This is a genomic window from Coriobacteriia bacterium, from assembly GCA_003149935.1.
Lineage (GTDB): Bacteria > Actinomycetota > Coriobacteriia > Coriobacteriales > QAMH01 > QAMH01.
In genome coordinates this window covers 193929-220139 of sequence record QAMH01000004.1, presented here as the reverse complement: position 1 = coordinate 220139, position 26211 = coordinate 193929, and the positions used below count along the sequence as shown (strand labels likewise).

The window sequence follows — 26211 nt, the reverse complement described above, 5'->3', positions numbered from 1 at the left end:
TCATAATACATAGGCAATATACTGCTTTTCTAATCAATCACAGCTCCGTGACATAGTTGTTGTGACAGATCTTCTCCCCGCGCGGTCTCAGCACCGCATGCGTCCGCCAGAACAAGAGCACTGGCAACATAATCTTCCTTTCTCGAAACCAGAGGGATCCGCTCTCATGCGTCCCTATGCCAAACATGCGGACTTTCCACTTATATAAGCGGGTACCCATTTGATTTACTGGTGCTCAAAGCGATTTGGTTACCAGTCGACCCAACGAGAATTATCCTGTACCTGCTAGTCCGATAGGACGAAGCGGCAATAAGACCACATGCACCAACTGACAGAACGGGCGGCGTGCAAAGCAAAGGCGCCAGCAAGGTCTTTGCGCAAGCAATGCTACTCTATTCCCAGAATGTCACCAACCCTGCCGAAAAAATAAGGGGTGCCAGATAATTCTGACACCCCTTTCACGCGCTCTGATGACGCTGACGTTTATTGGCAGTACATGCGCTTGTCGGAATTAGCGAAAACGGCAACGATGATGAGCAAGACAGCCACGATGACGCTTCCGCCAAGGAAACTTAAAATGGTACCGGCTATAGCCCAACCCATGACAAGCCCGAGCTTGGGCGGATTGGCAGCATGCATCACGCCGAGAATGCCTGCGATAAGTCCACCGACACAGCAAATGAGCAGCCAAACCGACAGGCCCCCGCCAAGCAGCATCATGATGGCGCTGACAAAGAATGCGTCATCAGAATCGATATCGTTAAGGTACATCGATGAGCTACCGTACTCATAGCGCATGCCATTCATAAGGTCCGGACCCTCATTCATGATGATCGCACTGAGCACGCCTGAGAACACCATGAGAAGAACAGCAGCAAGTATGCCCAGAGCAGACAAAATGATGACGGCGATGCTCAGACCCTTGATCGAGCTGGCATGAGCGTTTTTCATACGAATCTCCTTTAATAACTAGACTATTTATCTAATACGCGTGCTGCTTATATATATGTGTGCGTGCAGTCCGCTTACACATTGAACTTGAAGTGCATGACGTCGCCATCCTGCACAACATATTCCTTGCCTTCCTGGCGCAATTTGCCGGCAGCGCGGCAACCAGCCTCTCCCCCAAGCTCGACATAATCGTCATAACTGCAGGTTTCAGCCTTGATAAAGCCACGCTCAAAATCCGTATGAATGACGCCAGCAGCCTGCGGAGCCTTGGCACCGATGGGAATAGTCCAAGCCTTGACCTCTATCTCGCCTGCAGTGAAGAAGGACTGCAGGCCCAGCAGGCGATAAGCCGCCTTAGCCAGACGCGAAAGACCCGGCTCCTCTAACCCCATATCGGCAAGGAACTCGGCTTTCTCATCAGCATCAAGCTCGGCAAGTTCTGCCTCAACCTGTGCACAAATAGGCAGTGGCTTGATGCCGTCGATCTCATCAAGGTCTGCATTGACCATATCTTCGTCAACATTGGCCAAGTAAAGAACAGGTTTCATGGTCAAAAGGTGCAAGTCGTACAGGAGAGATTTTTCCTCGTCAGTCATGTCCAGGAGGCGTGCGGGATGCCCCTCGTTGAGCCACTCTTCCACGCGTTTTGCCATCTCGTACTTGGGAAGGTTTGCCTTGTCGCGTTTGGCCTCCTTCTCGAGTCGCACGAGTGCCTTCTCGAGCGTGGCCAAATCAGCTAAGACCAGCTCAGTACGTATGGTCTCGATGTCGGATGTCGGATCCTGACTGCTCTCATGTCGTATGACATCAGGGTCGCTGAAATAGCGGACAACCTCACAAATTGCGTCAGTTTCGCGGATATTGGCCAAGAATTGATTACCCAGTCCCTCGCCCTCGCTCGCACCCTTCACGAGCCCTGCGATATCGACGAATTCGACCGTCGCCGGAACGATGCGTCCGGGATGGGCGATCTCGGCCAACTTCTCGAGACGTTCATCGGGTACGGGAACGATGCCTACATTAGGGTCGATGGTTGCGAAGGGATAATTGGCCGCGAGACCGGTTTGATCGGTCAAAGCCGTAAATAACGTGGACTTTCCCACGTTGGGAAGTCCAACGATGCCAATTGAGAGGGCCATGCTTGTCGTACGCTCCTATTCTGTTTCCTCGTCAGTTTCTTCTTGCATGTCTAAGATTACAGTATCTACGTCATCGGTTTGAGTCTGTTCCTGGTCAGCTGTGACCCGCATAAATATCTCATCCACCGTAGTATCAGAGCCACCTTGAGGGGGAACAGGATACTCAGAATCATTTACTTCATCAGTGTTCTGACCTGCGATTATTTCATCTTGGTCATTTTGGGTAACTTCGATTTCACTCTCGTTTACGTCACCTGCCGTAGTATAAGCCACGATATCATCAATCTGGAAGGCATCGACGATGTCTGCCAGTTTGACCGCGTAGGTCTCGTGATGCTCACGCTCGTGCTCGCGCGTCCAGGCCGCGGGCGGCACGGGCAGCATCTCGGTCATATCCTCGATGACAGGAGCCTCCGACGTGCTCTCGAGTTTAGCCTGAGCGGCGTTTTCGTCACCGCCCTTGACGAGCACCTCCTCACTCCCCTGCGCAAAGACCTGCTTTTGCTGGCCAGTGATGTTGATGCAGATGGCACCGATGATGAAGGGGATCCAGAAGATGAGACCACGATACGCCAGCGCGATGGCCGCGGCCTGGGCGGGTGTGGCCCCATAGGCGCTCAGGATGAGCGCGAGCAGAATCTCGACAGCACCAATGGTCTGCAGGATGAAGGTCGCGATGATGAAGCCCGCCACGTAGGAGGCCATGAGGAACGGGATGTACGTGTACCCGAAGGCAAAACCTACGAAGATGAAGCACATGCAATCACAGGCATGCAGCAACACCATGCGGCAGAACATAACGATGAGCTGGCGTGGTTTGTCGACGGCAATGCTCGCTGCCTCGTGAAATGACGCCGCGATGCGGCCGGCCCAAGGCTCGGCAGGCTTGCGCTTGAAAACGACAAGGGCACGATTGACGAGGTTCTCGATCCAGGCGAAGAGCTTCTGCTCTGTCTCGACATGACTATATCCGAGCCACATCACGAATCCGAAGGTAAAAATCATAAGTAGGACAGCTAGGCCACCAAGGGCAAGATACCAAACCATCTGCCCCGTGAAGATGAGGATGGCAAAGCCAACGAGCATGACGACGGCGAAGCCTCCGAAGAAGCCGATCTTCTCGAGAAAGACGACCGTAACCGACTTGCCCATGTCGAGCCCCTGCTTATGCGACCAGGCGGCGATGAGTACCGATCCGGCCGTACCTGCCGTGGGGGCACAGTCGTTCGCAAAGGTCACGGAGAAGACGAGCGGCACGATGTGCAGGTACTTCACGTCCTCGTCCACGCAGTGAAACACCGCCTTGTACGCGAAGGCATGACTGAAATAGCGCCCGAACAGACAGCATGCGGCAAGTGCGAAGGGAACGATGGAGACATCCTTGATGGTCTCGACAAAGGAACCCAGGTCGTCACGCTTGATGAAGACGATGACTGCCACGATGATGACGACCACGATGGGCAGGATGATATTCCAGCGCTTGGCCAAATCACTTCACCTGCGAATATCCGGACTCATCGAGTCGCGTGGAGAACTCGGCGCCATCACCCGCCAGCGTGGCCGAATAGCCGTTGAGCGCCTCGATCGCCGCCACAGCCGCATCACCGGAAAGCGGCATGGGCTGATAGTCGTTCACGCTCGAGGAGCTGCTGACCAGGCACGGTACGACACGGGCCTGGGTGCGCATGGCTTCGCCGAGCGCGATCTGACCGTTCTTGATCGGGAAGGTCTGCTGATAGATCACGGTGCGATAATCCATGGGATTGGTGTTGCCGCCAAAGCAGAGGTTGCCGAGGCTGTAGCAGATGTAACGCTGCTTGTAGTACTCGATGCCCTGCAGCACATGGGGATGAGAGCCCAGGACAAGGTCGCATCCGGCATCGATGGCCTGGTGCGCGAGCGAGACCTGCGTGGCCGTGACCTCGTACTCGCCCTCGTTGCCCCAGTGGAAGGTGCCGACGATAATCGCGCAGCCCTCCTTCTGCAGGCGCTCGATATCCTGGAGCATGAGGCTTTGCGCCTTCTCGACGCCATCGAGCTCGTTGACGCCGAAGAGGCCGATCTTGACGCCATCGACCTCGTAGGTGTTCGTGCGGTCATACCCGAAGCTCGTAATTCCGGCATTCTGAAGCGCTGCCTTCGTGTCATTGTAACCCGTAGTACCATAGTCAAACGAATGGTTATTGGCCAGGTTTACAGCCTCAACACTGCCCTGGACGAAGACGTTGGCGTATTCCGCAGGAGCCTTGAAGTTAAAGGACTTTTCCTGGATGTCATTGCTATCCGTGAAGGTACCCTCGCAGTTGGCGATCGTCAGGTTGTCTGCCGAGGTGAACGGTAGCACGTCTGCAAAGAAATAGGCGGGGCCGTTTGCCTGGTAGAACGCGTTGAAGCTCGTCGCATCCGGAAAATCCGGATCCTTGCCAAAGGTGCAGTCCCCCACTGCCGAGATGGTAACCTGCGTGTCGAGACCCTGCTGTGCCGTGCCGTTGAGACCGGCAAGTCCGGCCTTCTGACGCGCCACGTCGATGTTCTGAATGACGATGGCCAGCACACCCGAATTGCTCTCGGCCTTCTCCTCGGCTTTGAGGAAGGGTAGACCGCCACAGGCGAACTGCCACACGCAGGCGATGAAGATGACGACGAGAGCGATGATGAGGACGATGCGCGGCCAGCGCCGCGGCGTCTTGCTGTAGATGCGCATCTGGGAGCCCATGTGACGCCGACCGGTGCTGCCGAAGATGCCGCGCTTGTCACCGCCGTAGATGATGCGACCCTTGTGAGGACCGCCACCTACGTATGTCTCCCTGCGTCGTGCCACGTGATTGCTCCTGGAACTCGTAAAAGTCCCTGTATTCTACCATGTCGCGCGCGCTGGGCGTACATAGGGAGCGTTGTCATCTCGACTGGAGCGGTCGCCAGACCGCGTAACGGAGAGATCTCTCGACTCCGCTTCGCTTCGCTCGAGATGACAAAAGGGGTCAACTTCGCTCGAAATGACAATGATGTACCGCTTCGCATTTTCATCGCTTCTGCAATCGGGGCGGCGTACGATGCGCGCGCCGCCGCATTTTTCATTAGCAACAAAAGGGGCGCAGAGCAGTGCGTGACCAGAGCGAATGGGTTTCTGAGCTCTGGCACGCACCGTCTGCGCCCCTACGATACAAGAGACGCGGGGGATGTGCGACCAGAGCGAATGGGTTTCTGAGCTCTGGCGTACATCCCCCGCGTCCTATAGAAGTCGCGAAAGAAGCGAAGGTGGTGCGTTTAGTCCCTACGACGCGGCTTGCGCGTGTCCTTGGAACGACGGTTGTTGCGGTCGTTGCCATGGCCCTTGTCGTTGCGCGGCTTGGAGCTGCCCTCGGGAGCGTCGGGCTTGTCGAGGCGATCCAAGCTGATCTTGCCGGTCTTCTCGTCCACCTCGATGATCTTCACCTTGACGATGTCACCCTCGGAAAGCACGTCCTCGACGGCGCCGACGCGACCGTTGGCCACGCGGCTGATGTGGAGCAAGCCGTCCTTGTTCGGCGTGAGCTTGACGAAGGCACCGAAGGACTGGATGTTGACGACCTCGCCCTCGTACTCCTCGCCCACCTCGGGCACCTTGACGATATCCTCGACCATCTTGCGGGCAACCTCGCCGCCGGTATCGACCGACGCGATGAAGACGTTGCCATCCTCGTGCACCTCGATGGAAGCGCCGGTCTCCTCCTGGATGCCGCGAATGACCTTGCCACCGGTGCCGATGACGTCGCGGATCTTATCGACCGGAATCTTGATCGTGATGATGCGCGGCGCATATTCGGAAAGCTCCTCGCGCGGGGCGGGAATCTTCTCGAGCATGGCATCGAGGATGAAGGCGCGACCGCGTTTGGCCTGGCCGAGCGCCTCGGCGAGAATCTCGGTCGAGAGGCCCTTGGCCTTGTTGTCCATCTGCAGGGCCGTGATGCCCTCGGTCGTGCCGCAGACCTTGAAGTCCATGTCGCCGAGGAAGTCCTCGAGACCCTGGATATCGGTCAGGATGACATGCTGATCGCCTTCCTTGATGAGGCCCATGGCCACGCCGGAAACCGGGCGCTTGATGGGCACGCCGGCGTCCATGAGCGCGAGCGTGGAGCCGCAGGTCGATGCCATGGACGACGAACCGTTGGACTCCATGACCTCGGAGACGACGCGAATGGTGTACGGGAACTCCTCCTCGCTGGGAATCATCGGCTCGAGCGCGCGGGACGCCAGGGCGCCATGGCCGAGCTCGCGACGCTTGGGGGCGCCCATGCGGCCGACCTCGCCCGTGCAGTACGGCGGGAAGTTGTACTGATGGATGTAGCGCTTGCCCTCGGCCGGGTCGATCGTGTCGAGACGCTGCCACTCGTTGAGCATGCCGAGCGTGACGACCGAGAGAACCTGCGTCTGGCCGCGCTGGAACAGACCCGAGCCATGGGCGCGGGGCAGATAATGCGGCACGATGTAGAGCGGACGGATCTCGTCGTTGGCACGGCCGTCGACGCGCTCGCCGGTCTCGATGATCATCGTGCGCATGGCGCGCTTCTCGAGGGCCTTGCAGGCAGCGGCGATCTCGCGACCCCACATGCTGCGCTCCTCCTCGGTGAAGGACGCCTTGATCTCGTCCTTGAGCTCCTCGACCTTGGCGATGCGCGACTGCTTGTCGGCGTCCTTGAGAGCGGCCTCCATGGCGGCGTAGAAGCCGTCGACCTTGGAGACAACCTCGGGGATGGGCTCGTCGAGCTCGTAGGTCTTGGGCTCGATGGTGCACTTGTCGAGGAACTTCTGCTGCTCCTCGCAGAACGCGCCGATGGCCTCCTGGGCAAACTCGAGCGCACCGATCATATCCTCTTCGGTGACCTCGTCGGCACCGCACTCGACCATGGAGATGTACTCCTTGGTGCCGGCAACGGTGAGGTTGAGGTCGGAGGCCTCGGCCTCCTCGAAGGTCGGGTTGACGATGTAATCGACGAGACCATCCTCGGCGATGGTGCGTGCGATGCGCACGCCGGCGACCGGGCCCTCGATGGGCACGCCACCCACCATGAGAGCGGCCGAAGCGCCCATGATGGAGATGACGTCAGGCTGGTTTACCTGGTCGACGGAAAGCGTGGTGATGACGATGTGGACGTCGTTGCGCATGCCGTCGGGGAAGCTCGGGCGAATGGGGCGATCGACGAGACGAGCCGTGAGCGTGCCCTTCTCGCTCGGACGCGCTTCGCGCTTGAGATAGCCACCGGGAATGCGACCGACGGCGTACATCTTCTCGATGAAATCTACCGTAAGGGGGAAGAAATCGAGATCGCGACGCTCCTTGGACACAACAGCCGTTGTGAGCAAGATAGTGTCGCCCTGGCTCACGACGACCGCGCCCGTTGCCTGCTTGGCAAGTTCGCCGGTCTCGAGCCTGTAGCTCTTCCCGTACAGTTCAAATTCGTGCGTAATCTTAGTCATGTTCTTTCCTCTACTTCAGCCCTCCCGCCCCGTGCGAAAGAGCACCTTCAGCCGTCCTGCGTGGACGGGCATTACCATGAGATGCAGGTACAAGAAGGGCCGCTGCATGCGGCCCTTCCCTGCGCTTTGCGACTAGATGTTGTCGCGGATGCCGAGCTTTGCGATGAGTTCGCGGTAGTTGTTGATGTCGCGCTCCTTGATATAGGAGAGAAGACGACGACGCTTACCGACGAGCATGAGCAGACCGCGGCGCGTATGGTGATCCTTCTTGTGGACCTTGACGTGCTCGGTGAGCTCACGAATGCGCTCGGTGAGGATTGCGACCTGGACCTCGGCGGAGCCAGAATCGTTAGCATCCTTGCCAAACTCCTTGATGAGCTCGGCCTTGCGTTCCTTGGAGACTGCCATGTGACTAGCCACCCTTTCATACCTGGGCACCGTGTGTGGTCGGCGCCTTTACAATACGCCCGAAGCTGAGCCGACATCCAGGGTGCCGGGTGCACAGCCAAGCTGCGGGTACACACGAGCGCCCATCATACCCTTTAGTTCGCGCGCGAGCAAGCTTTCTCCCCTCCCTCTCCATATCTTCCGCGGGGTATAGGCACTGAGGCCGTAAGGGGCGCACGCCGGGGAGGTGACAGGGGGACGGGGGTTCTGTCACGTCCATGGACGTGACAGAACCCCCGGGCGGGTTCAGGCGATCATTGCACCTTCCGCCAACACTTCCTGCATAGCCTCGGAAGGGAACTTCCAGCCCAGGACCTTCCTCGGACGGTTGTTGAGCAGCCACCGCACCTTGCCCACCTCTTCGTCCGACACCTCCGTGAAGTCAGTCTCTTTGGGGAAGAACTCCCTGATCAGCCCGTTCACATTCTCATTGGTGGGCCGCTGCCAAGGAGAGTGCGGATCGCAGAAATACACCTCGAAGCCAGAGGAGAGCTTGAACCTGTCCACGCATGCCATCTCCGACCCCTGATCCCAGGTGAGCGTGCGCCTGAGCTCCTCGGGGATCCCCTCGGCCATCTGCGCCATGCGCTCTGCGACCGTGTCCGCGTCATGGCAGGTCAGCCTCGACATCAAAAGGAAGCGCGACCTTCTCTCCACGAGGGTTATGAGGCAGCTCGACAGGTCGCTTCCAATGATCAGGTCCCCTTCCCAATGCCCGGGGATGGAGCGGTCACCCGCCTCCGGGGGCCTCTTGGATATATGCGCATCCTTAAGCCAGGGCCTGTTCTTTGCGGGGAGCTTGGATGCCGGTTTGCGACCGCGGCGCTTGGTGCGCAAGGCGTACTCGACGCCGAGCTCATGGCGCAGCGTCCCGTAGCCTTGCACATAAAGGGACTGGTATATCGTCTCGTGGCTTATGCGCATCTCCTCGTCATCCGGGAAGTCTTCTTCGATCCGCTTGGAGACCTGCTCGGGCGACCATCTGCTGGCAAGCATCTGCAGCACATAGGCCCTGAGGGGGCCTCGGGCATCGAGCTTGCGGGGTTTTGGCCTTTTCGCCTTCTTCCTCGCATCAAGCTGGGCGTGCCTCGGATCGTAGGGTCCTTGCACCCGGGAAAGCTCGCGAGCGACGGTCGTCCTGCTGATGTTCATTTTATCGGCAATCTCTTGGTTGGTGCGCCCGACATCGAGAAGGGCCGCGATAAAGCAGCGGTCCTCGTATGTCAGGCGCTGCTTGGGCGATGTTCTTGCGCTCGGGGTCGGGCAGCTCGCGGCGTCCATTGTAAGCACCATCCGATCCGGAGGGCGGTCCATTCGGCTCCACTTGAAAACGGCACCACGTCCGATTCCGGTCCGCCTTGCGCACTCCCTGATCGAATCACCCGCGCGAAGCCTCTCTTTGACCGCCGTCCAATCATCGATAGAGTATTTAGCCATTGCACCACATCCTTTCCATGCGTGCAATGACCGCTAGAATCCGCCCCGTCCCCCTGTCACCTCCCCGTCCCCATGTCACGAATCCTCTCTGTTCATGCTGTTAAATCTTGCTCAATCATGCGATTCAATGGGTATGATTATACATGTGAGCAGGTATAACGATATTTTCGGTGCATAGAAAACAGGACAAATTATGCGCGTAGGCACGCCGCGGAAGCATTGCCGAGCGTGCGCGTTCTTCGGCTGATATTCCTCTGACCGGCATGAACGGATGCAGCATTTGCCATTTGGGTAGGATTTTCCCTGATAAACCACAATCAATGGAGGAGGAAAGTGCTCTTGCGCAAATGGTGGCCTACTGGGGCCAAGATAATCCGTATTATGGACAGCCGATGGCAAGATACTAGGTACCTCATTGCATGAAAATGCATGTGACCTTGGAATATGATGCTCTGAGCAGGTGCTTTTAAAGGCTTTTGAATAGGTAATATGATGCCTGTATATTCCTAACATAGACAATTGCTGGGGAGGATGAAATCTCCTCCCTCCCCATAGTGGCCAGGTGGGGAGAATAAGCCTGTCTTTGACCGTATTTCAGACAGATTGAGGACATGCACGACCAAGAAGAAATGTGATTCTACCCACAAAACGAGTAGTTTGGCTAGATTTTGTATCTAATTATAGAATCCAGGGTCTGTCCCCTTCTTTCCATGTGAGGCGTAAAACCACTCCCGGAATCCTCGAAAGGCCATTGGTTGCCCATGGGTCTTATGCGGCGAAAAGAGAGTTTTGAAGGTCTTGAAGGCAGTTGCTAGCACCTTGAGAAGGCATCTGGTTGCTATACACGTTGTCCTGGGATGATATACGCTAGCAGACGAGCATCACCGCCCTCCTGGAGCCGGTTTCTCGTCTGCGCGAAGGGGTCTCCCCCACCTTCTTTTGTACGAGGATTTCGCGCCAAAAACACGCCGAACAACCCTCGATCCTGCATGACGGCGATCTTGCGCGCGACTGCGTTGAGGCTATGTTGAGTTGTGCAGAGAACCCGTTAAATCCTCGTCACAACCTGCATGCAAGTCGCCGTCATGCAGAGTGCATCAAAATGTCTGTATTAGACACTTTTCTTGCATCTGGGTAGGATAATACACTTTTTTAGACAAAAATCAAGTGGAATTTGTATGGTATTCAAGTCATATCAATGCTTGTGGGTAAGAGCGCTTTTCTGCTCTATCATCCTACCCAAACATGGAAAAGCCTGACAGGAACTAGGACAAGGGCAATATCCACAGCCCCAGAATACCGCCGAGCACGGCCACAAGCGCCCCCGCGATGACATCTCTGGGGTAATGCACTCCCCCGATAACACGTACGACCGCCATGACCACACCACCCGCCAACAGAGCAATGCCGACCAATGGGCAGTATGCTAGCCAGCACATGGCAATCATGAACACCGAGAATATGTGTCTGCTGGGAAAGGATTTGCCCTGGGTGTCCTTATGTATGAGCGGATCGATCACAAGCGCTTCATAGGGGCGTGGCGCATTATAGAGACGCCTAAACACGCTCAATCCGATGAAGAGCACCGCTGGTACTAGTATTTCCTTTAACAACAAGGATGGGTCATACAGGGTCACGAGTATCAACAGCATGGGATAGAGGAGGTAACAGAGCCATTTGAGCCCGTCGTTGACCAGCACTAACGTCCGTAACGCCGCAGGATTGTCACGAAACGGACGCGACAAAGCCGCATATTGTTCGGCGTTCATGGCGCGACTCCCCTACTCCAAAGTGGCAATCATGCGTACAAGCTCGTCTGCCGAGTCTGCAGCCTTGAGATATGAGCGCATCTCTGGCGTCATGAAGCCATGCAGGAGCATGCGATCGAATAAGGCGATGAGCTCGTCATAGTATCCGTTGCTGTTGAGTAGATACAGATAACCAGGCGGTGTGCCTAATTTAACGAGGGACATGATTTCCGATAATTCCTCGAGCGTGCCCGGGCCTCCTGGCAGAGCAACGAAAACCTCGCCGAGTTCGATCATCGTGGCCTTGCGTTGCGCCATGGTTTCGACGCGAATGAGCTGCGTCAGACGACCAGACGGCGGCTCGCGATCGGAAAGTATGTCGGGCAAGACGCCAATGACCTCGCCTCCCGCATCAAGCACGGCACCTGCAATGAGCCCCATGAGGCCGACACTCGTACCCCCATATATTAGTGTGTGATGATGCGCGCCGATCCAGGATCCAAGAGTCTGCGCCTCTCGAGCAAAGGCCTCGTCCTTGCCAAACGATGAGGCACAATAGACCGTAATGTTCACGTCTACTCCTGCTTCGTGCAGGTCATGGTCTGGCCGCCCTCTTCAAAGGTGAGCGCCCCGTCTGAAAGCGTGGCAGGTATCTCTTCGTAGCCCTCGAAGTCGATAACGCAGGCATCCTCCCCCGTCGGCTTCCAAGTGCCCGAAAGCGTCGTCTGGTTGGCAAGATCGAAGCTGGCCTGATCATCCTCATCGGAAAGCGTAAGGGTGAGGTACTTCTCTGCGGAAGCAAGCTGCTCGATTGTGGAGGTGAGCTCGGCACCCGAACTATCCGTCATTGCCGTGACACGCCAAGTACCCACGAAGTTGGGCTTGTAGTCAGGGCCACAAGCGACAAGTGCAAGGCACAGAAGGGATAGGCACAGCGCACTAATAAGACAAGGTATGAGTTTCTTCATCTCGTTCACATCCTCGATGACAGGTGAATCACGCATCGAACGACCTTAATGATACCTGAACACGCAGTAAAGACAGAAGTTTGCGTGCGAAGAACAAGGCAAAGCGCACAAGAAGGACTCATCACCGCAGGTACCTAGCACAAGGTCTTGCGTTTGGGAAAGGCGATATCCCATATTTTGAGGTTTATATAGGACGGAAATATATTTGTGGGTAAGATGTGAAAATGCTGTGAATGAACAAGATTTTTGAGGAAACACAGCATGAATAGAAAGGATAAAAACACCATTTGACCTGCGCTTTTATAGAAGGCTAATTATTGTCTTAGTCTTTTATTACTAATATGTCTAAGTTATTTAAAAGCTTGCGTTTCCTGGTTATATGCGTATAATTCGTCCGTAATACGTCACGGAACTGGTTAAACATAGTAATGGGCAACCAAAACACCGGCAAACAACCAGTTCCTCTGACAGTGTTTTGATCTCACCATCAAGACACTCGGCGTATGAAAACGAAGCAAGAAATGTACCAAGAACGAGAAACAGAGCACGAACGAACGATTCACAACTGAAGAGCTATCCAGGAGGGACTTGGTTATAGCGTTAGGCTATACGTTGCCTAGCTATGCTATTCCCTATGCTATACAAGGTCAGAGCCTGGTTTCGCTGGATCGAATAGCCATTCGATAGAAGCCAGATAGTAAACCAGGTATCTTGCTTTACGGGATTTGACGCAGTGCTTTACAGCAGTGCTATCTTGCTATGCCTGTATAGCAACTTTCCTGCTATCAGGGCGATTTTTGCTAGCACTGACCATGTTACCCACTCTTAAATTTTGACTAGGATTTAAGGGCTTTTTGGTCGTTTCTTAGCATATTGCGGTAATTAAGCATTAATGTGGTCATTTCCTGGGATTAATGGCTAAGATTATTTTGCAAGACTTCCCCTACCTGGACATTAATTTCTATTTGGGTATCATGCCTAAATAGAAATTTTCATAGATCTGCGCTGCTTCGAAGCATTTCTTTCCCTCTTCAGCTTCGGGTTCCTGCCACAGCAGCGGTTGGTACCTGTATGAGGGGCGCTTCTGGAGTTCAAGTTGGAGCATTTTGACACCGAAATAGGCGATATACCCGTAGAACGCAATATTTTGGCGTCTAAGGGCCGATAAGGTTTTTTGCATGTCCAAGTACCACCTTAAAGGCCAGAATCGTTTTGAGAGGCACTAGAGCGCGTTGTTTTTGACCTGCGATATCAGGGAAAAGTACCTGGTTGAGCTCGAAAAAAGAAAAAACAAGAGAAATTGTGCTATACGACCAGTTTCTCTAAAAAATAATTTGAAGATCATCCAGGGCTCAGGCTATCAACAAAACCTGCCCCTGTTGGAACCCTGTATATCTTGAAAACAGGCTCCTACGGGAAACTTAGCCATAATTCAGAAGAAGGGGAACTTCGTATAGGGGCCGTGAATAAATTTCCTATTCAGTAATTTCTAACAGGGTTTCTGATGCCTCTTTTTACGAGAATCTTCTACTTGTCCCTTTGGAATTTGATTTATTTAACTGGTGCCTGCGTAAAAGAAATGCGGCATGACCAGGACACAGGTACTGCATGTTATGCCGGTACCAGCTCAGAGAAGAGACACGGTCACGATACATATCTCCAGAAAGGTGGAGATAGTAATTTTCCACAGGCATAGGTAGATTTCACTCGCATGGAAACGCACAGAAGGCTTGCATAACGTGATCAAACGCGGGCTTTCCTCTCAATTCAATATGGTGCCTGTTAATATGATGCGAGCAAATGAAGATGCGAAGCACGTTAAATGCAGCCATGCTTAACGGGTACCCCATCGTTCAGGATGACTTTGCCAACAGACGCGATTGCACTGATGACAATCTGGATGGCACCCCGCATAAAATTACAGCGGTACCGTCTAATAGTGGCTGTATAGTTTTGAATTAAGAGCGATACAAGAGGACCCGACTATGTTCGAGGCGTCCTACGCCCTCTCAGAATCGCTGAAACCAACACTATATACAGGTTCCGTATAATATGGCGTCATAAAACACTCTCGTAACGCGCATTCGCTATAGGCACCAGCTAAATATATCGTCATATTACTTATGCATCCCATATATACAGGTAAAATAGACATTGTATGCAATATATTGCTTTTTCATGTGACCATTTTAGGTTGAATACGCAATCTATTACTTATTAGTCTCTCGTCAGTTTTCGATAGACACGATGCGGACGAGAGGCCACTTCTCCCAAACGCTCGACACGATTCTTCTGGTACGAGTCGAAGTTACCCTCGAACCAGTGCCAGTGCCCAGGGTTCTCCTCGGTTCCTTCCCAGGCAAGGATGTGCGTCGCAATCCTATCGAGGAACCAGCGGTCGTGACTTGTGATGACTGCACAGCCAGAGAATGCGAGCAGCGCTTCCTCAAGGCTCGCGAGCGTCTCGGTATCGAGGTCGTTTGTTGGCTCATCGAGCAGGAGGAGATTACCTCCCTGCTTGAGTGTGAGCGCGAGGTTAAGGCGGTTGCGCTCTCCACCCGAGAGCACACCTGCAGGCTTGCTCTGGTCCTGGCCCTTGAAACCGAAGCCCGCCACGTATGCGCGACTCGGCACTTCGGTCTCGCCCACCTGAATGATATCGAGGCCGTCCGAAACAACTTCCCACAGCGATTTGTCCGCATCGATACCAGCGCGGTTCTGATCCACGTAGGCGATCTTGACGGTCTCGCCGATGTCAAGCGTGCCTGCACTTGGCTCTTCAAGACCGACAATGCACTTGAAGAGCGTGGTCTTGCCCACACCGTTGGGGCCGATGATACCCACGATACCGTTGCGCGGCAGCTCGAAGGAGAGATCGTCGATGAGTACGCGGTCCCCGAAGGATTTGCTGAGGTGGTCCGCAATGAGCACCTTGTTGCCCAATCGTGGACCAGGGGGGATGTGAATATCGGTGAAGTCGACCTTCTTCATCGAACGTGCCTCGGCATCCATCTGCTCGTAGCGCTCAAGACGGGCCTTGCTCTTGGCCTGTCGCGCTTTGGGACTCGAGCGCACCCACTCGAGCTCGCGCTCGAGCTTCTTTGCGAGCTTGGCTTCCTGCTGGCCCTGCGCTTCTAAACGCGCGGCCTTGGTCTCGAGGTACGTGGAGTAATTGCCCTTGTAAGGATATAGATGACCGCGATCAACCTCGCAGATCCACTCCGCAACGTTATCGAGGAAGTATCGGTCATGCGTCACGGCAAGCACGGCACCCTCGTAACGCTTCAGGAACTGCTCGAGCCAGAGCACGGATTCTGCGTCAAGGTGGTTTGTCGGCTCATCGAGCAGCAATAGATCGGGAGCTTCTAACAGGAGCCTGCAAAGTGCAACACGCCTTCGCTCGCCACCCGAGAGCACTTCAACAGGTGCCTCTGGATCAGGCAGCTGCAATGCGTCCATTGCTTGCGTCAGCTGACTGTCGAGATCCCATCCATCGCCCGCATCAATCTCGTCCTGGAGCCGTCCCATCTCCTCCATGAGAGCATCGAAATCGGCATCGGGATTGGCCATCTCGGCGGAGACTTCGTTGAAGCGCTCAATCTTGGCGAGCATGTCCCCGAAGGCGAGGCGCACGTTCTCGATCACGGTCTTGTCTTCCTCAAGTTCTGGCTCCTGTTGAAGTATGCCGACGGTGAAGCCGGGCGTGAGACGGGCCTCGCCATTACTCACGTCCTCTAGACCCGCCATGATCTTGAGGAGGGTCGACTTGCCCATTCCGTTGGGTCCAACGACGCCTATCTTGGCCCCTGGGTAAAAACTCAAAGTCACTTCGTCCAAAATGACCTTGTTTCCATGTGCCTTGCGTGCATCGTGCATCTGGTAGATGAACTCGGGCATGAGCGTCCCTTCCTCGCGTTGACGTGCATGTAAGCTAGTTCTTCCTATTGTCTCACACCCAGCCGCAATGGCATCCGAGGGTCTGTCCCCTTATCGCCACTAGCATTGTCATCTCGACCGGAGGTGCCGCCAAGCACCGGAGTGGAGAGATCCCTCGTCACGAGATTTCTCGACTGCGGCGCTTCGCGCCTCCGCTCGAAATGACAGGGGGGGGCTCCGCCCGAATGCATTATTGTCATTCCGACCGGAGGGGCCGCAAGGCCCCGAAGTGGAGGAATCTCGCCATTTTGCTCGAAATGACAACGGGGAGGGTCTGTCCCCTTATCGCCACCGGCCCGCAACCGTTGAACCCTGGCATATGTGCCGCTTGGCAGATTATGTACCATTAATGGTACAGGCCATTATCTTGACCCCCCCTCCCCGTCAGCCGAGACGTTGCAGGCGTGTCACGGATACGTCACGCGCGTCTTCTATAATGCCTGGTACGTATATGCAATTCGAATTCGGGAGCGTCTGTGCAGCGTCAATGCGCGCATATCACGAGGGTCATCGCGGTGGGCACTGCCATGCTCGCGCTGCTCGCCCTCTTCGTGCTTGCCGCCTGCGGCTGCAGCATCCCGGACGATTCCTCCACACCCAGCTCCTCCAAGTCCGAGGGCACGAGCAGCGCAGCCCAACAGGGCGGCTCGGGCAGCGGCGAGACCGTCTCGGGTGCCGCTTTCAACCCGCCAGCTTCGGTGCAGAGCGTCTCCTTCGATAGTGGAGCCGCCGTTCAGGGGCCAAATTGCGCAATCGACGTCTCGCACGTCTCGCAGGGCTACGCCGCCGCCACGGGCGTGAGCAGTGCACGCCTCAAACTGCAGGTCAAGAATGGCGACAACAGCTACAACTACGACATGCCCAATGACGGCACGCCCGTCTTCGTGCCCATGAACATGGATAACGGCACCTACACCTTGCGCGTCATGCAAAACACGAGCGGCTCCAACTACGTCGAGCTGCTCTCCGCCACCGAGGGCGTCACCTTGGACTCCCCCTTCGAGCCCTACCTGCGTCCCAACGTATTCTGCAGCTTCGACGATGGAAGCGCGGTCGTGCGCAAGGCGCGCGAGATCACGGCCGGTTGCGCCACGCAAGGCGACGCACTGCGCGCGATCTGCAACTTCATCATCGACAACGTCTCCTACGACACCGCCAAAGCCGAGCGTCTCTCGTCTTCGAGCGGCTACGTCCCCGACCCGGACGCCACGTTGTCCTCGATGAGCGGCATCTGCTTCGATTACGCCTCCCTCGGCGCGGCCATGCTGCGCAGCGTCGGCATCCCGGCGCGCATCGTCACCGGCTACGTCTCGCCCAACGACTTCTACCACGCCTGGATCATGGTCTACATCGATGGCACCTGGCACACGGTCCAGTTCTCCGTCAACCCGCGCGAATGGTCGCGCGTCGACCTCACCTTCGCCTCGACCGGCGGCGGCGACTATGTCGGCGACGGCGTGGGCTACCAAGACCGCTACGTGTATTAACCGGCTCAACGATAATCGTGAGGATGCACTAGAATGAACGTCACGCTAGACGAGGGATGCGAGGAGAACAATGGCAGCTAAACTGCTCGAAAGCGGCGCCCTATCCGCCTTCTGCGGAAGCGTCGCGACCATGCTCTCCGCGGGCATGCAGGTCGATGAGGCCGTGCACCTGCTCGCGGAAAACCGCGAAGGCTCGCGCTTCAGGCAGGTCTGCGACCAGATTTACCGCGGCATCATCGCCGGCGAGTCGCTCTCGGCCTCCATGCGCGCAACCGGCGCCTTCCCCCAGCACACCGTCGACATGGTCGAGACGGGCGAGAAGTCGGGTCGCCTCGAGTCGGTGCTGCGCACCCTCGACGTCTACTACAGCGAGGAGGACCGCACCTTCCAGAAGGTCCGCAGCTCAGTGGGCTATCCCGCCGCGCTGCTCTGCATCATGGCCATCATCCTCGCCGTGACCGTCATCGTCATCCTCCCCGTCTTCACGAACGTCTACGAGAACATGGCCGGCTCGCTCACCGCCGGCTTCTCCGGCATGGGCTTTGCCTCCATCGTCATCGGCTGGGTTGCCTTCGGCATCACGGTCGTCTGCGCCCTCTTCGCCATCTACCTCGCGATCTCGAGCCGCACGCAGGCGGGCCGAGAGCGCGTCCTGCGTCTCTTCGAACATGTCGGCTCCACGAAGCTGGCCATGTACCAGCTTGCGCTTTCGCGCTTCACCTCGGCGCTCTCGACGTACCTTGCCGCCGGCATCACGGCCGAGACGGCCATGCGCCAGGCGATGCAAACGGTGCGTCACAAGAAGCTCAGGGCACGTCTCGCACGCACGCTTGCGGCCATGGAGAACCTCGAGAACCCGCGTAGCCTTGCACAGGCCATCGCGGAAAACGACGTCCTCGACCCGCTCTACGCGCACATGCTCACCGTGGGCGCCCACGCCGGCAGCCTCGACGAGGTGCTCATGAGCATGTCGACCATGCTCTTCGACGACGCAACTCTTCAACTCGACCGCGCACTCGACCGCATCGAGCCGATGCTCGCCGCGCTGCTCACCATCGCAGTCGGCGCGACGCTCGTTTCGGTCATGCTCCCGCTCATCGGCATCATGACTTCGATCGGCTAGGACGCAGATGTATCACGAGCGCACACAATCGGAGATCAGGGCACGCCGCGTGCGTGGCGTCATCGTGACGCTCGTGGCGCTCGTCCTCATCGTGGCCCTCGTGATCGGCACGATCGCCTTCCAGAAGATGTCACGCGAGCAAGGCACGGCCTCCATACGCGAGTCAATCCTATCGACGGCCATGCAGTGCTACGCGATCGAGGGCTCCTATCCCTCGTCGCTCTCGCATCTCGAGGATGCCTACGGCCTCACGGTCAACCATGACGATTACATCATCAACTACGAATGGTTCGCCGACAACATACCCCCGAGCGTGGCGGTGAGCGTGCGATGACACAGCGAAACACCGACATTCTCAACGCTTTGACGACCATACGAGCTGAAAAGCCCGAGAAACGGCGTCGAAATTACTTCCCCGCATTGCTTATGTTGGTCTTCCTGGCCATCTTGCTCGTTGCACTCATCACGGGCGTCACCCTCTACAAGAACGTCGCCAGCATCCAGCTGTCGACCGACGAGGGGCGCCTCGGCAAGCAGCTCATCGGCAACACCGTCCGCGCACGCGACGGAGTGAACGCCGTCCGCGTCGGCGTGGGCCCCGAAGGCCCGTCCCTCGTGCTCGTGGAGTACCTCGACACGGGCACCTACGAGACCCGTATCTACCTCATAAACGATGCAATTGTCGAGGAATACGCTGTTTCGGGTACCCCCTATGATGCGAGTAGATCCGTCAAATTGGCGGATTCGTCCAAGTTCGACCTCTCGTACGATAGCGGCTTGCTCACCATCAAAACCGATCAGGGCACCACGGAAGTCGCCCTGCGCACGATGCAGGGAGACAGCTGATGAGCACGCGCGCCGCACATACGAGCGAACATCGCTCACCGCGTCGCACGCGCCGGGGAAGCCGCGCCTTCATCGTCGAGGCCCTCGTCCTCTTCGTCTTTCTCGTCATCACGCTCGCCATCGTCTCGCAGCTCTTCTTCGCGTCGGCCAACCAGGCGCAGAAGAGCCTCGAGCTCGAGCGCGCGATTACCGTCGCCGCCAACGCCGCCGAGCGTTTCTCGGCCAACCCCACGAGCGCCGAGATCTCCGAAGCCGGCCAGGATGGCCTGTCGGTGCGTTGCGCGATCACGCCGCAGTTCACGACGAGCGGCACGCTCTACGAGGCGACGATCACCGTCTCCAACGAGTACGAGGACATCTACACGCTGACAACGGCCCGCTACGTAAGCGAGGTGAGATGATGAACGAGTCGCAGAGTTCCGTGCGCATTGGCCCCATCTCGCTGTTCGCCCTCATCGCGGTGATCTGCCTTGCCACGCTCGCCGTTCTCTCGATCGCCACCTCCAACGCGACCTATCGCCTCACCACGCTGCAGGCCGACTCCATGGCCCAGCAGTACCAGGCCGAGACCGCCGCCCAGACCTTCGTAGCCCGCATCGACGCGGGCTACGCCGACGCGACCGTCACCGCCGAGCGCGCGGCCGCCCAGAAGGCCGCGGCCGAGAAAGCCGCCGCCGAGCTCGCGGCACGTACGGGTCAATCGGATGCCAGCTCTTCGGCTCCGGCCGCATCGCCCGCCACGGCAGGCGACCCGGCCACTGCCACGCAAGATGCCGCCACCACGAGCGCCATCACCGCCGCCGGCTCGCTCGCGAGCGCCCTGCCCGCGATCTGCGCCGAGGCAGCCGCCGCGACCGATGACGTCATCGAGGTGAGCGCCGAGCTCGACGGCTCCACCATCACCGCCCAATTCACCTGCCCGAGCGGACGCGTGCTCGATATCGAGCTCGAGCTTGGCTCGGGCGGGACGTACCGCATCACCAAGTGGAACATGACAGCCAAGGTCAATAGCGCCGAGACCGATACCCTTTGGTCGGGCATGTAAAGGAGAGGAAGAATCATGTTACTTTCGGAGCTCTTGAAGCAGATGATCGACCTGAAGGTGTCGGACATCTTCGTGGTGGCCGGCCTGCCGCTCACCTACAAGGTCAACGGGCGCCAGGCGCGCATGGACGGCGAGGCACTGACCCCCGAGAGCACGCGTACGGTGGTCGAGGCCATCTACGAGATTGCCGGGCGTGACTTCAGCAACTTCGTCGAAAAGGACAATCTTGACGAGGATTTCTCGTTCGCGCTCCCCGGTATCGGCCGCTTTCGTGCCAACGTGTTCCGCCAGCGCGGCTCGCTTTCGGCTGTCATCCGCGTGATTCCCTTCGGCCTGCCCGACCCCGAAGAGCTGCACATCCCCGACAGCGTCCTCAGGCTCGCCGACCTCACGAAGGGCCTCGTGCTCGTCACCGGCCCTGCCGGCTCGGGCAAGTCCACGACGCTGGCCTGCATCATCGACCGCATCAACCACGAGCGCAATCGCCATATCATCACACTCGAAGATCCCATCGAGTACGTGCATCGTCATGAGAACTGCATCGTGACGCAGCGCGAGGTCCCGACCGATATCGCGACCTACGCCGAGGGCCTGCGCAGCGCGATGCGCGAGTCTCCGGACATCATCTTGCTCGGCGAGATGCGTGACGCCGAGACCATCGGCATCGCGATCACCGCCGCCGAGATGGCGCAGCTCATCTTCTCGACGCTGCACACTAACAGCGCGGCCGGCACCATCGACCGCATCATCGACGCCTTCCCCGCCGAGCAGCGCCACATGATCCGCATGCAGCTCTCGCTCGTGCTCCAGGCCGTCGTGAGCCAGCAGCTCGTCCCGGCCATTGACGGCACGACGTTGCCGGTCTTCGAGATCATGGTCGCCAACGCCGCCATCCGCAACCTCATCCGCGAGGAGAAGACCTACCAGATCGACTCGATCATCGCCGCTGGTGGTCGCGAGGGTATGCGCACGATGGACCAGAGCCTCTTCGAGCTCGTGAAGGAGGGCAAGATCACACCCGAGACGGCGCTGCGTCACAGCATCCACCCGACCGCACTCGAGCGCCGCATGGAGACCGAGAAGATCGGCTAGGGCGGCTGCCTGCGATACCGACGCAATATTTTGCCGTATACGGCGTTTTGCACGCAGAAACGAAGGGAGACCCATCTTGGGTCTCCCTTTTCGGTTACACGCCAAAATAACGCCCCGTTGGCAACAGGGGGACAGACCCCTTTCTGTCATTTCGAGCGAAGCGGAGCGCAGTCGAGAAATCTGGCCCCTTTGTCATTTCGAGCGGAGCAGCCGAAGGCTGCGAAGTCGAGAAATCTCCTGGCGAGAGATCTCTCCACTCCGGTGCCTGACGGCACCTCCGGTCGAGATGACAATGTCGGGCAACGAGGGGACAGACCTCCAGGACCCAGGCGAGCGGACAGCCCCCTGTCATTTCGAGCGGAGCGACCGCAGGTCGCGCAGTCGAGAAATCTCTCTTCATGGTTAGTGAAAATGCGTCTAACTCTTGTATCTGGGGATAATTCTTGATTTACAAAATATGACTAAGATTCAGTTGTTTCGCTCGATCAAATTCGCTCTAATGCGAATCTTGGATTTTCCTCGAAGCAAAGCAAACGAGTTGTCCTTAAATTTATATGCAGTGCATTGCCTACTTTTTGAAACAACTTAAATACGTGCTTGACCTGCGAAAATGCCAGCAGATTAGAAATCTACAGGTAATTCGTCAATTATTAAATTCGACAACTGGAAATGTATTGACTTAATTACTAATTTTGACGAGCTTATTTTTCAAAAAATCATTATCTTTTATTATACATATTATCATTCCGCAAACATGCACTTCATCTACCTATATGGTCTTTTCAACCGTTGTTTATAAGCAGATTATCGTTGTCAAAGCGCCTATCTTTCCCTAAAAGGAAGATAGCGCCTCAATGAAGACCTGAAGAGCTTCGAAAGATGGGTTTCTAAGCTTCACAGAGAAGGAGAGAAATAGGCGTCTTTCTACGCCAAAAAATGAGATGAAGAGATCTGTGGAATTACGACAAAACACCCAATTATGTGAGACATTAGTCTCAGTCAATCAAATTTGAAATTTCTGGTACATGAAATAACATCTTTAAACAGGTTACTTCTAGAAAATACCTAATGAGATATGAAGTCTATAAACCAACTCTAGTAGGTACATGTTTAATGTTAAAGAGAATTTCTTCCTAACTTGACTGCACTCACAGGAATCACTTGATGAAATGAGTTATTTTCTGCTGGTTCCAACTGAAAATAGCTTGCAAGAAGACATGCATCTTATTGCCTATAGTGTCTAGTTATGAAATATACCTTTACATTAACTGGCTCCTGCTTGTTTTATATAGCCTATGCTCAGAAATCAAACAGGCTCCCACTTCTAGGGTCTTTAGAATTCGCATCATCAGTTCAAGATACATCTTGTACCAGAAGAAATATATGACACTCCTGTAGACTTCTTCTGGCAAAATGGTTTCGCAGGCCTCAGTTCCTTTATCTTCTCATGGGTTCCATATGAATGTCTTTATTCAGCAAGATGTTGCATTATTATGATTCAAACTGGTATCTGCAAAACAAAGGAACAAGTGGACGGACATCCATCTTGACGTTTCGCAGGCACCAGCTCATGATTTCCTCTACCCTCCACCACATGAAAGGCACCGATGCATGCCAACGCTCGTTTTTGGCAAATGGGCTTGTGAGCGCTTAGAGCGCCCTTTTCAGACGATTTGAAGTCTATGGATACAGTGAGACCAACTATGTGCTTAAAACGCCTTACAGCGGCTCTGAGGCCGTCGTTTAATCGACTCCCCTGGCCTAGCAGCAAGCAATCAATGAGTCATTAAAGAATTAACACCTTTTTGAGAACGAAACGGGCTTCAACGCGCCCAGGTGCCATAGCCTCTATGCGTTGGCACTCGGGCGGTACTGAACAGCGTTCTCGGGCGAGAGCGGCTTCGAGAAGTAGTAACCCTGGACGATGTCGCAGTTGAGATCACGACAGATCTCGATCTGCCATTTCTTCTCGACGCCCACAACGACGACCTTCTTCCCAAGACCGTGTGCCAGACGCACGAGATTCTCGAAGTTGTCGTCGTTACCGTCAACGAGGAAGGTGTCGACAAAGGCCTTGTCGATCTTCACGAGCGCGACCGGCACCGACATCACATCGGAGAAGGAACTATACCCAGCGCCGAACTTGTCGAGCGCAATCGTGACGCCGTTGTCGATGAGACGACGCAGCACCTGTTCGACCTGATCGCTGTTGGCGCTAAAGAAGCCCTCGGTAATCTCGAGCTTGATGTAGTCGGCTGGGATCTCGTTAGCCGCGAGCTCGCTGAGCAGGAAGTCCACGAAATCGTCGTTACGCGTGAGATGAGCAGTCGAAAAGTTGATCGAAATCGGGCGCAGGCGCTTGTTGCGCTTCTTCCAGGTGGCGAGCTGCTCGATCGCGCGCTTGGCGACGATGCGGTCGATGTCGACGATCATGCCGTTCATCTCTGCCACGTGGATGAACTGCGCAGGCGGGTATTCGTCGTTCTTGAGGCGCACGAGCGCCTCGTAACCGGCTACGTCATTGAGACGCAGGTCGATCTGGGGTTGGTAGCAGATGACGAAGTCCTCGTTACGAATCGCGATGCGAAGCAGGGCCGTGATCTCACGTGCGTCCTCCATCGCATGCCGCATGTTGTCATCGTAGAAAACGACGCTGTGGCCGCCGCCAAACTCGCGCGCCTGGCGTATCGCATAGTCCGAACCGGCGATCATGTCATCCATCGTCATGCCAGGCTGACGGTTCGTCACAGCCATGCGCGTATCGAACTCGATGGTGTCCTCGTCGATTGTCACGGGTTGGCGCAACAAGTACTCGAGAAAGTCAATCTGATGCGACCCATGGGGAACTTCGGTCTCGAAGCCAAGGAAGAACTGGGCGCCCGCAGAGCGCACGAGGAACGCCTTCTCGAGACCCTCCATGCGTTCGGTCACGCAGCGCAGCAGCCCCTCGCTCACGGTACGCCCGAAAGCCGCGACGATGTCCTCGTAGGCAACGATCTCGACTTCGACGAGCGCGCGAATGTCGTTTGCCTGGGAGCTCTGCGCAAATTCCGCAAGCCATTGCATATTATGGTGACCCGTAACCTCATCGCGATACACGCTCTGCGTAATCTGCGGTTTCTCAGGCTCATACGGCGGCTCAGGCACCGTAACGGCTCGTACGGGAACAGATACGGGGCGCGGCTTGCGAGCCGTCGCAAGCCGCCCGAGGCGAAGCGATGCGACGAAGAAGAAGGCTGCGAGCGCTAATAAGGCAGCTGGTAGCACAATAAGCATGAGCGTATCAAAGCTGAAGTAGTTGCGGTTGATGACGGAGCTGCCTGCTGGCAGGTTGGACGTCGACAAGCCGTAGTCACTCAGCACCTGCTGATCGAAGACATAGCCAAGCGTGCCGTCCTTCACAAGCTCGATTTCCGCAGGTCGTGTGCCGTTGAGAACATGAATCGCAAGCTGCGCGGCACGCTGACCGTCATTCTCCGGATCGAGGAAGGCCGACCCCGCGACCCCTCCCCCGACGCCACCGATGGTGGCACGAAAGACAGGGCATGAGCAGGCACCTGTAATATATGCGACACTGTTATCGAGCGAATAGACATTCCCGTAGCGATCATTGTTCGCATCGAGCAGGAACACGATGGTGTCCTTACTGGTGCCAGCAACACTACTAGCAAGCTCCTCGCGCGTGAGCTGCGATGCATTGATGTACGTCACCGTCATGCCCTCGAAAGACTTAAGAGCCTTGTCGAACTGCGCGCGATTGCCAATGCCGGCAGGTGTCTCGTCGATGATGGCGGTGAAGCTCGTCGCCTCAGGCATGAGCTTCTTCGTCGCCTGCATCATCGAACCGACATAGCTTTGCTCCACCATGCCCGTCATGTACCCGCTCGAGGTCGCGTACAGCGCATGGTTGAAGTCATTGATGCCAAAGAACACGACGGGCGTGCTCGGGAACATGCTGTCGTGGTTGTTCTCCATGAAGTAGAGCGCCTCGTCATCGGCGCAGATCACGGCCGCATAGCGCCCGTGTTGCGCAACCTTTTGCCCAAGCTGGCTCACCCAGGCGTTGTAGGCATCACTGCCGAGCGGCGCATTGTACGCGTCCATGTAGACGACATCGACATTGACCGAGCTACGCTCCATCACGTCGAGCACGCCATCACGTGCCCGCGGCGTATTGGCCTCGGACTCGTCATAGCTCATGACGAGCAGAATATCCGCGACGGGTTGCGTGGTGCTCACGTACTGCACGGCTACCTGCTGGGTGCGCGAGGCAAGCCCGAAATTGAAGACAAGTAGCCAGATACCGAGTACGGCACATACGATGGCAACAGCAATGAACCCGATCCGTCTTGCACGGTACCGGTTTGACTGAACCGCTCTATGTTTGGTTTCAGCCTGTGCCATCTCCAAACTTCCTCACAAACGTAGCGTTGCCCTCAAAGCAACCTACCACGTTACCAACAGGCTCCGTTGTAACATGTAACAACTCACTCATGATGTTGTCACACATAACCAACAGGGGCCATAAAATAAAG

At 56.3% G+C, this 26211-nt stretch carries 20 protein-coding genes; 7 read left to right on the top strand and 13 right to left on the bottom strand.

The features are described 5' to 3' along the window. Window positions 1-483: 483 nt before the first annotated feature. The 12 genes from DBY20_01370 to DBY20_01315 all read right to left on the bottom strand — a co-directional run bounded on the left by DBY20_01370 (window position 484) and on the right by DBY20_01315 (window position 16044). Entirely contained in the window at window positions 484-951 is a 468-nt protein-coding gene (locus DBY20_01370) for a hypothetical protein (GenBank protein ID PWL79901.1), read from the bottom strand. A gap of 74 nt (window positions 952-1025) precedes the next feature. Next, on the bottom strand, window positions 1026-2090 hold the full coding sequence (locus tag DBY20_01365; GenBank protein PWL79900.1) for a redox-regulated ATPase YchF: 1065 nt from the start codon (window positions 2088-2090) through the stop codon (window positions 1026-1028). Window positions 2091-2105: 15 nt separating this feature from the next. After that, a complete protein-coding gene (locus DBY20_01360) occupies window positions 2106-3578 on the bottom strand; it encodes a hypothetical protein (protein ID PWL79899.1) in 1473 nt (490 codons plus the stop codon). Between the two features lies 1 nt (window position 3579). Continuing rightward, entirely contained in the window at window positions 3580-4911 is a 1332-nt protein-coding gene (locus tag DBY20_01355; GenBank protein ID PWL79898.1) for a capsular biosynthesis protein, read from the bottom strand. A 446-nt stretch (window positions 4912-5357) separates the two neighbouring features. After that, window positions 5358-7547: a polyribonucleotide nucleotidyltransferase gene (locus DBY20_01350; protein ID PWL79897.1), complete on the bottom strand. Its 2190-nt coding sequence runs from the start codon at window positions 7545-7547 to the stop codon at window positions 5358-5360. Between the two features lie 132 nt (window positions 7548-7679). Continuing rightward, window positions 7680-7955: a 30S ribosomal protein S15 gene (locus tag DBY20_01345; GenBank protein ID PWL79896.1), complete on the bottom strand. Its 276-nt coding sequence runs from the start codon at window positions 7953-7955 to the stop codon at window positions 7680-7682. A gap of 285 nt (window positions 7956-8240) precedes the next feature. Continuing rightward, complete coding sequence (locus DBY20_01340; GenBank protein PWL79895.1) at window positions 8241-9431, bottom strand: IS30 family transposase; 1191 nt, start codon at window positions 9429-9431, stop codon at window positions 8241-8243. Between the two features lie 1265 nt (window positions 9432-10696). Next, window positions 10697-11200, bottom strand: a complete 504-nt coding sequence (locus DBY20_01335; GenBank protein ID PWL79894.1) for a phosphatase PAP2 family protein — start codon at window positions 11198-11200, stop codon at window positions 10697-10699. A 12-nt stretch (window positions 11201-11212) separates the two neighbouring features. Next, the gene (locus DBY20_01330) at window positions 11213-11773 is read right to left on the bottom strand and encodes a TIGR00730 family Rossman fold protein (GenBank protein PWL79893.1); all 561 of its coding nucleotides are present in this window, start codon (window positions 11771-11773) and stop codon (window positions 11213-11215) included. Continuing rightward, window positions 11755-12183, bottom strand: coding sequence for a hypothetical protein (locus DBY20_01325; GenBank protein ID PWL79892.1), 429 nt, complete (start codon window positions 12181-12183; stop codon window positions 11755-11757). The genes DBY20_01330 and DBY20_01325 overlap by 19 nt, the downstream gene beginning before the upstream one ends. Window positions 12184-13108: 925 nt before the next feature. After that, window positions 13109-13327, bottom strand: a complete 219-nt coding sequence (locus tag DBY20_01320) for a hypothetical protein (protein ID PWL79891.1) — start codon at window positions 13325-13327, stop codon at window positions 13109-13111. A gap of 1037 nt (window positions 13328-14364) precedes the next feature. Beyond that, complete coding sequence (locus DBY20_01315; GenBank protein ID PWL79890.1) at window positions 14365-16044, bottom strand: energy-dependent translational throttle protein EttA; 1680 nt, start codon at window positions 16042-16044, stop codon at window positions 14365-14367. A 515-nt stretch (window positions 16045-16559) separates the two neighbouring features. Between DBY20_01315 and DBY20_01310 the strand changes: the two genes are divergently transcribed. The 7 genes from DBY20_01310 to DBY20_01280 all read left to right on the top strand — a co-directional run bounded on the left by DBY20_01310 (window position 16560) and on the right by DBY20_01280 (window position 21676). Then, window positions 16560-17570, top strand: a complete 1011-nt coding sequence (locus tag DBY20_01310) for a transglutaminase (GenBank protein ID PWL79889.1) — start codon at window positions 16560-16562, stop codon at window positions 17568-17570. Window positions 17571-17640: 70 nt separating this feature from the next. Continuing rightward, window positions 17641-18693: a type II secretion system protein gene (locus DBY20_01305; protein ID PWL79888.1), complete on the top strand. Its 1053-nt coding sequence runs from the start codon at window positions 17641-17643 to the stop codon at window positions 18691-18693. Between the two features lie 7 nt (window positions 18694-18700). Beyond that, entirely contained in the window at window positions 18701-19027 is a 327-nt protein-coding gene (locus DBY20_01300) for a hypothetical protein (GenBank protein PWL79887.1), read from the top strand. Continuing rightward, window positions 18979-19539, top strand: a complete 561-nt coding sequence (locus tag DBY20_01295; protein PWL79886.1) for a DUF4860 domain-containing protein — start codon at window positions 18979-18981, stop codon at window positions 19537-19539. The genes DBY20_01300 and DBY20_01295 overlap by 49 nt, the downstream gene beginning before the upstream one ends. Continuing rightward, a complete protein-coding gene (locus DBY20_01290) occupies window positions 19539-19940 on the top strand; it encodes a hypothetical protein (protein PWL79885.1) in 402 nt (133 codons plus the stop codon). The genes DBY20_01295 and DBY20_01290 overlap by 1 nt, the downstream gene beginning before the upstream one ends. Continuing rightward, the gene (locus DBY20_01285; protein ID PWL79884.1) at window positions 19940-20584 is read left to right on the top strand and encodes a hypothetical protein; all 645 of its coding nucleotides are present in this window, start codon (window positions 19940-19942) and stop codon (window positions 20582-20584) included. The genes DBY20_01290 and DBY20_01285 overlap by 1 nt, the downstream gene beginning before the upstream one ends. A 15-nt stretch (window positions 20585-20599) precedes the next feature. Further along, window positions 20600-21676 carry a type IV pili twitching motility protein PilT gene (locus DBY20_01280; protein PWL79883.1) on the top strand — a complete coding sequence of 359 codons (1077 nt, stop codon included), beginning with the start codon at window positions 20600-20602 and terminating at the stop codon, window positions 21674-21676. Between the two features lie 1848 nt (window positions 21677-23524). On the opposite strand, the gene DBY20_01275 is transcribed toward DBY20_01280, so the two are convergent. Next, window positions 23525-26080 carry a hypothetical protein gene (locus tag DBY20_01275; protein PWL79882.1) on the bottom strand — a complete coding sequence of 852 codons (2556 nt, stop codon included), beginning with the start codon at window positions 26078-26080 and terminating at the stop codon, window positions 23525-23527. Window positions 26081-26211 lie beyond the last annotated feature (131 nt).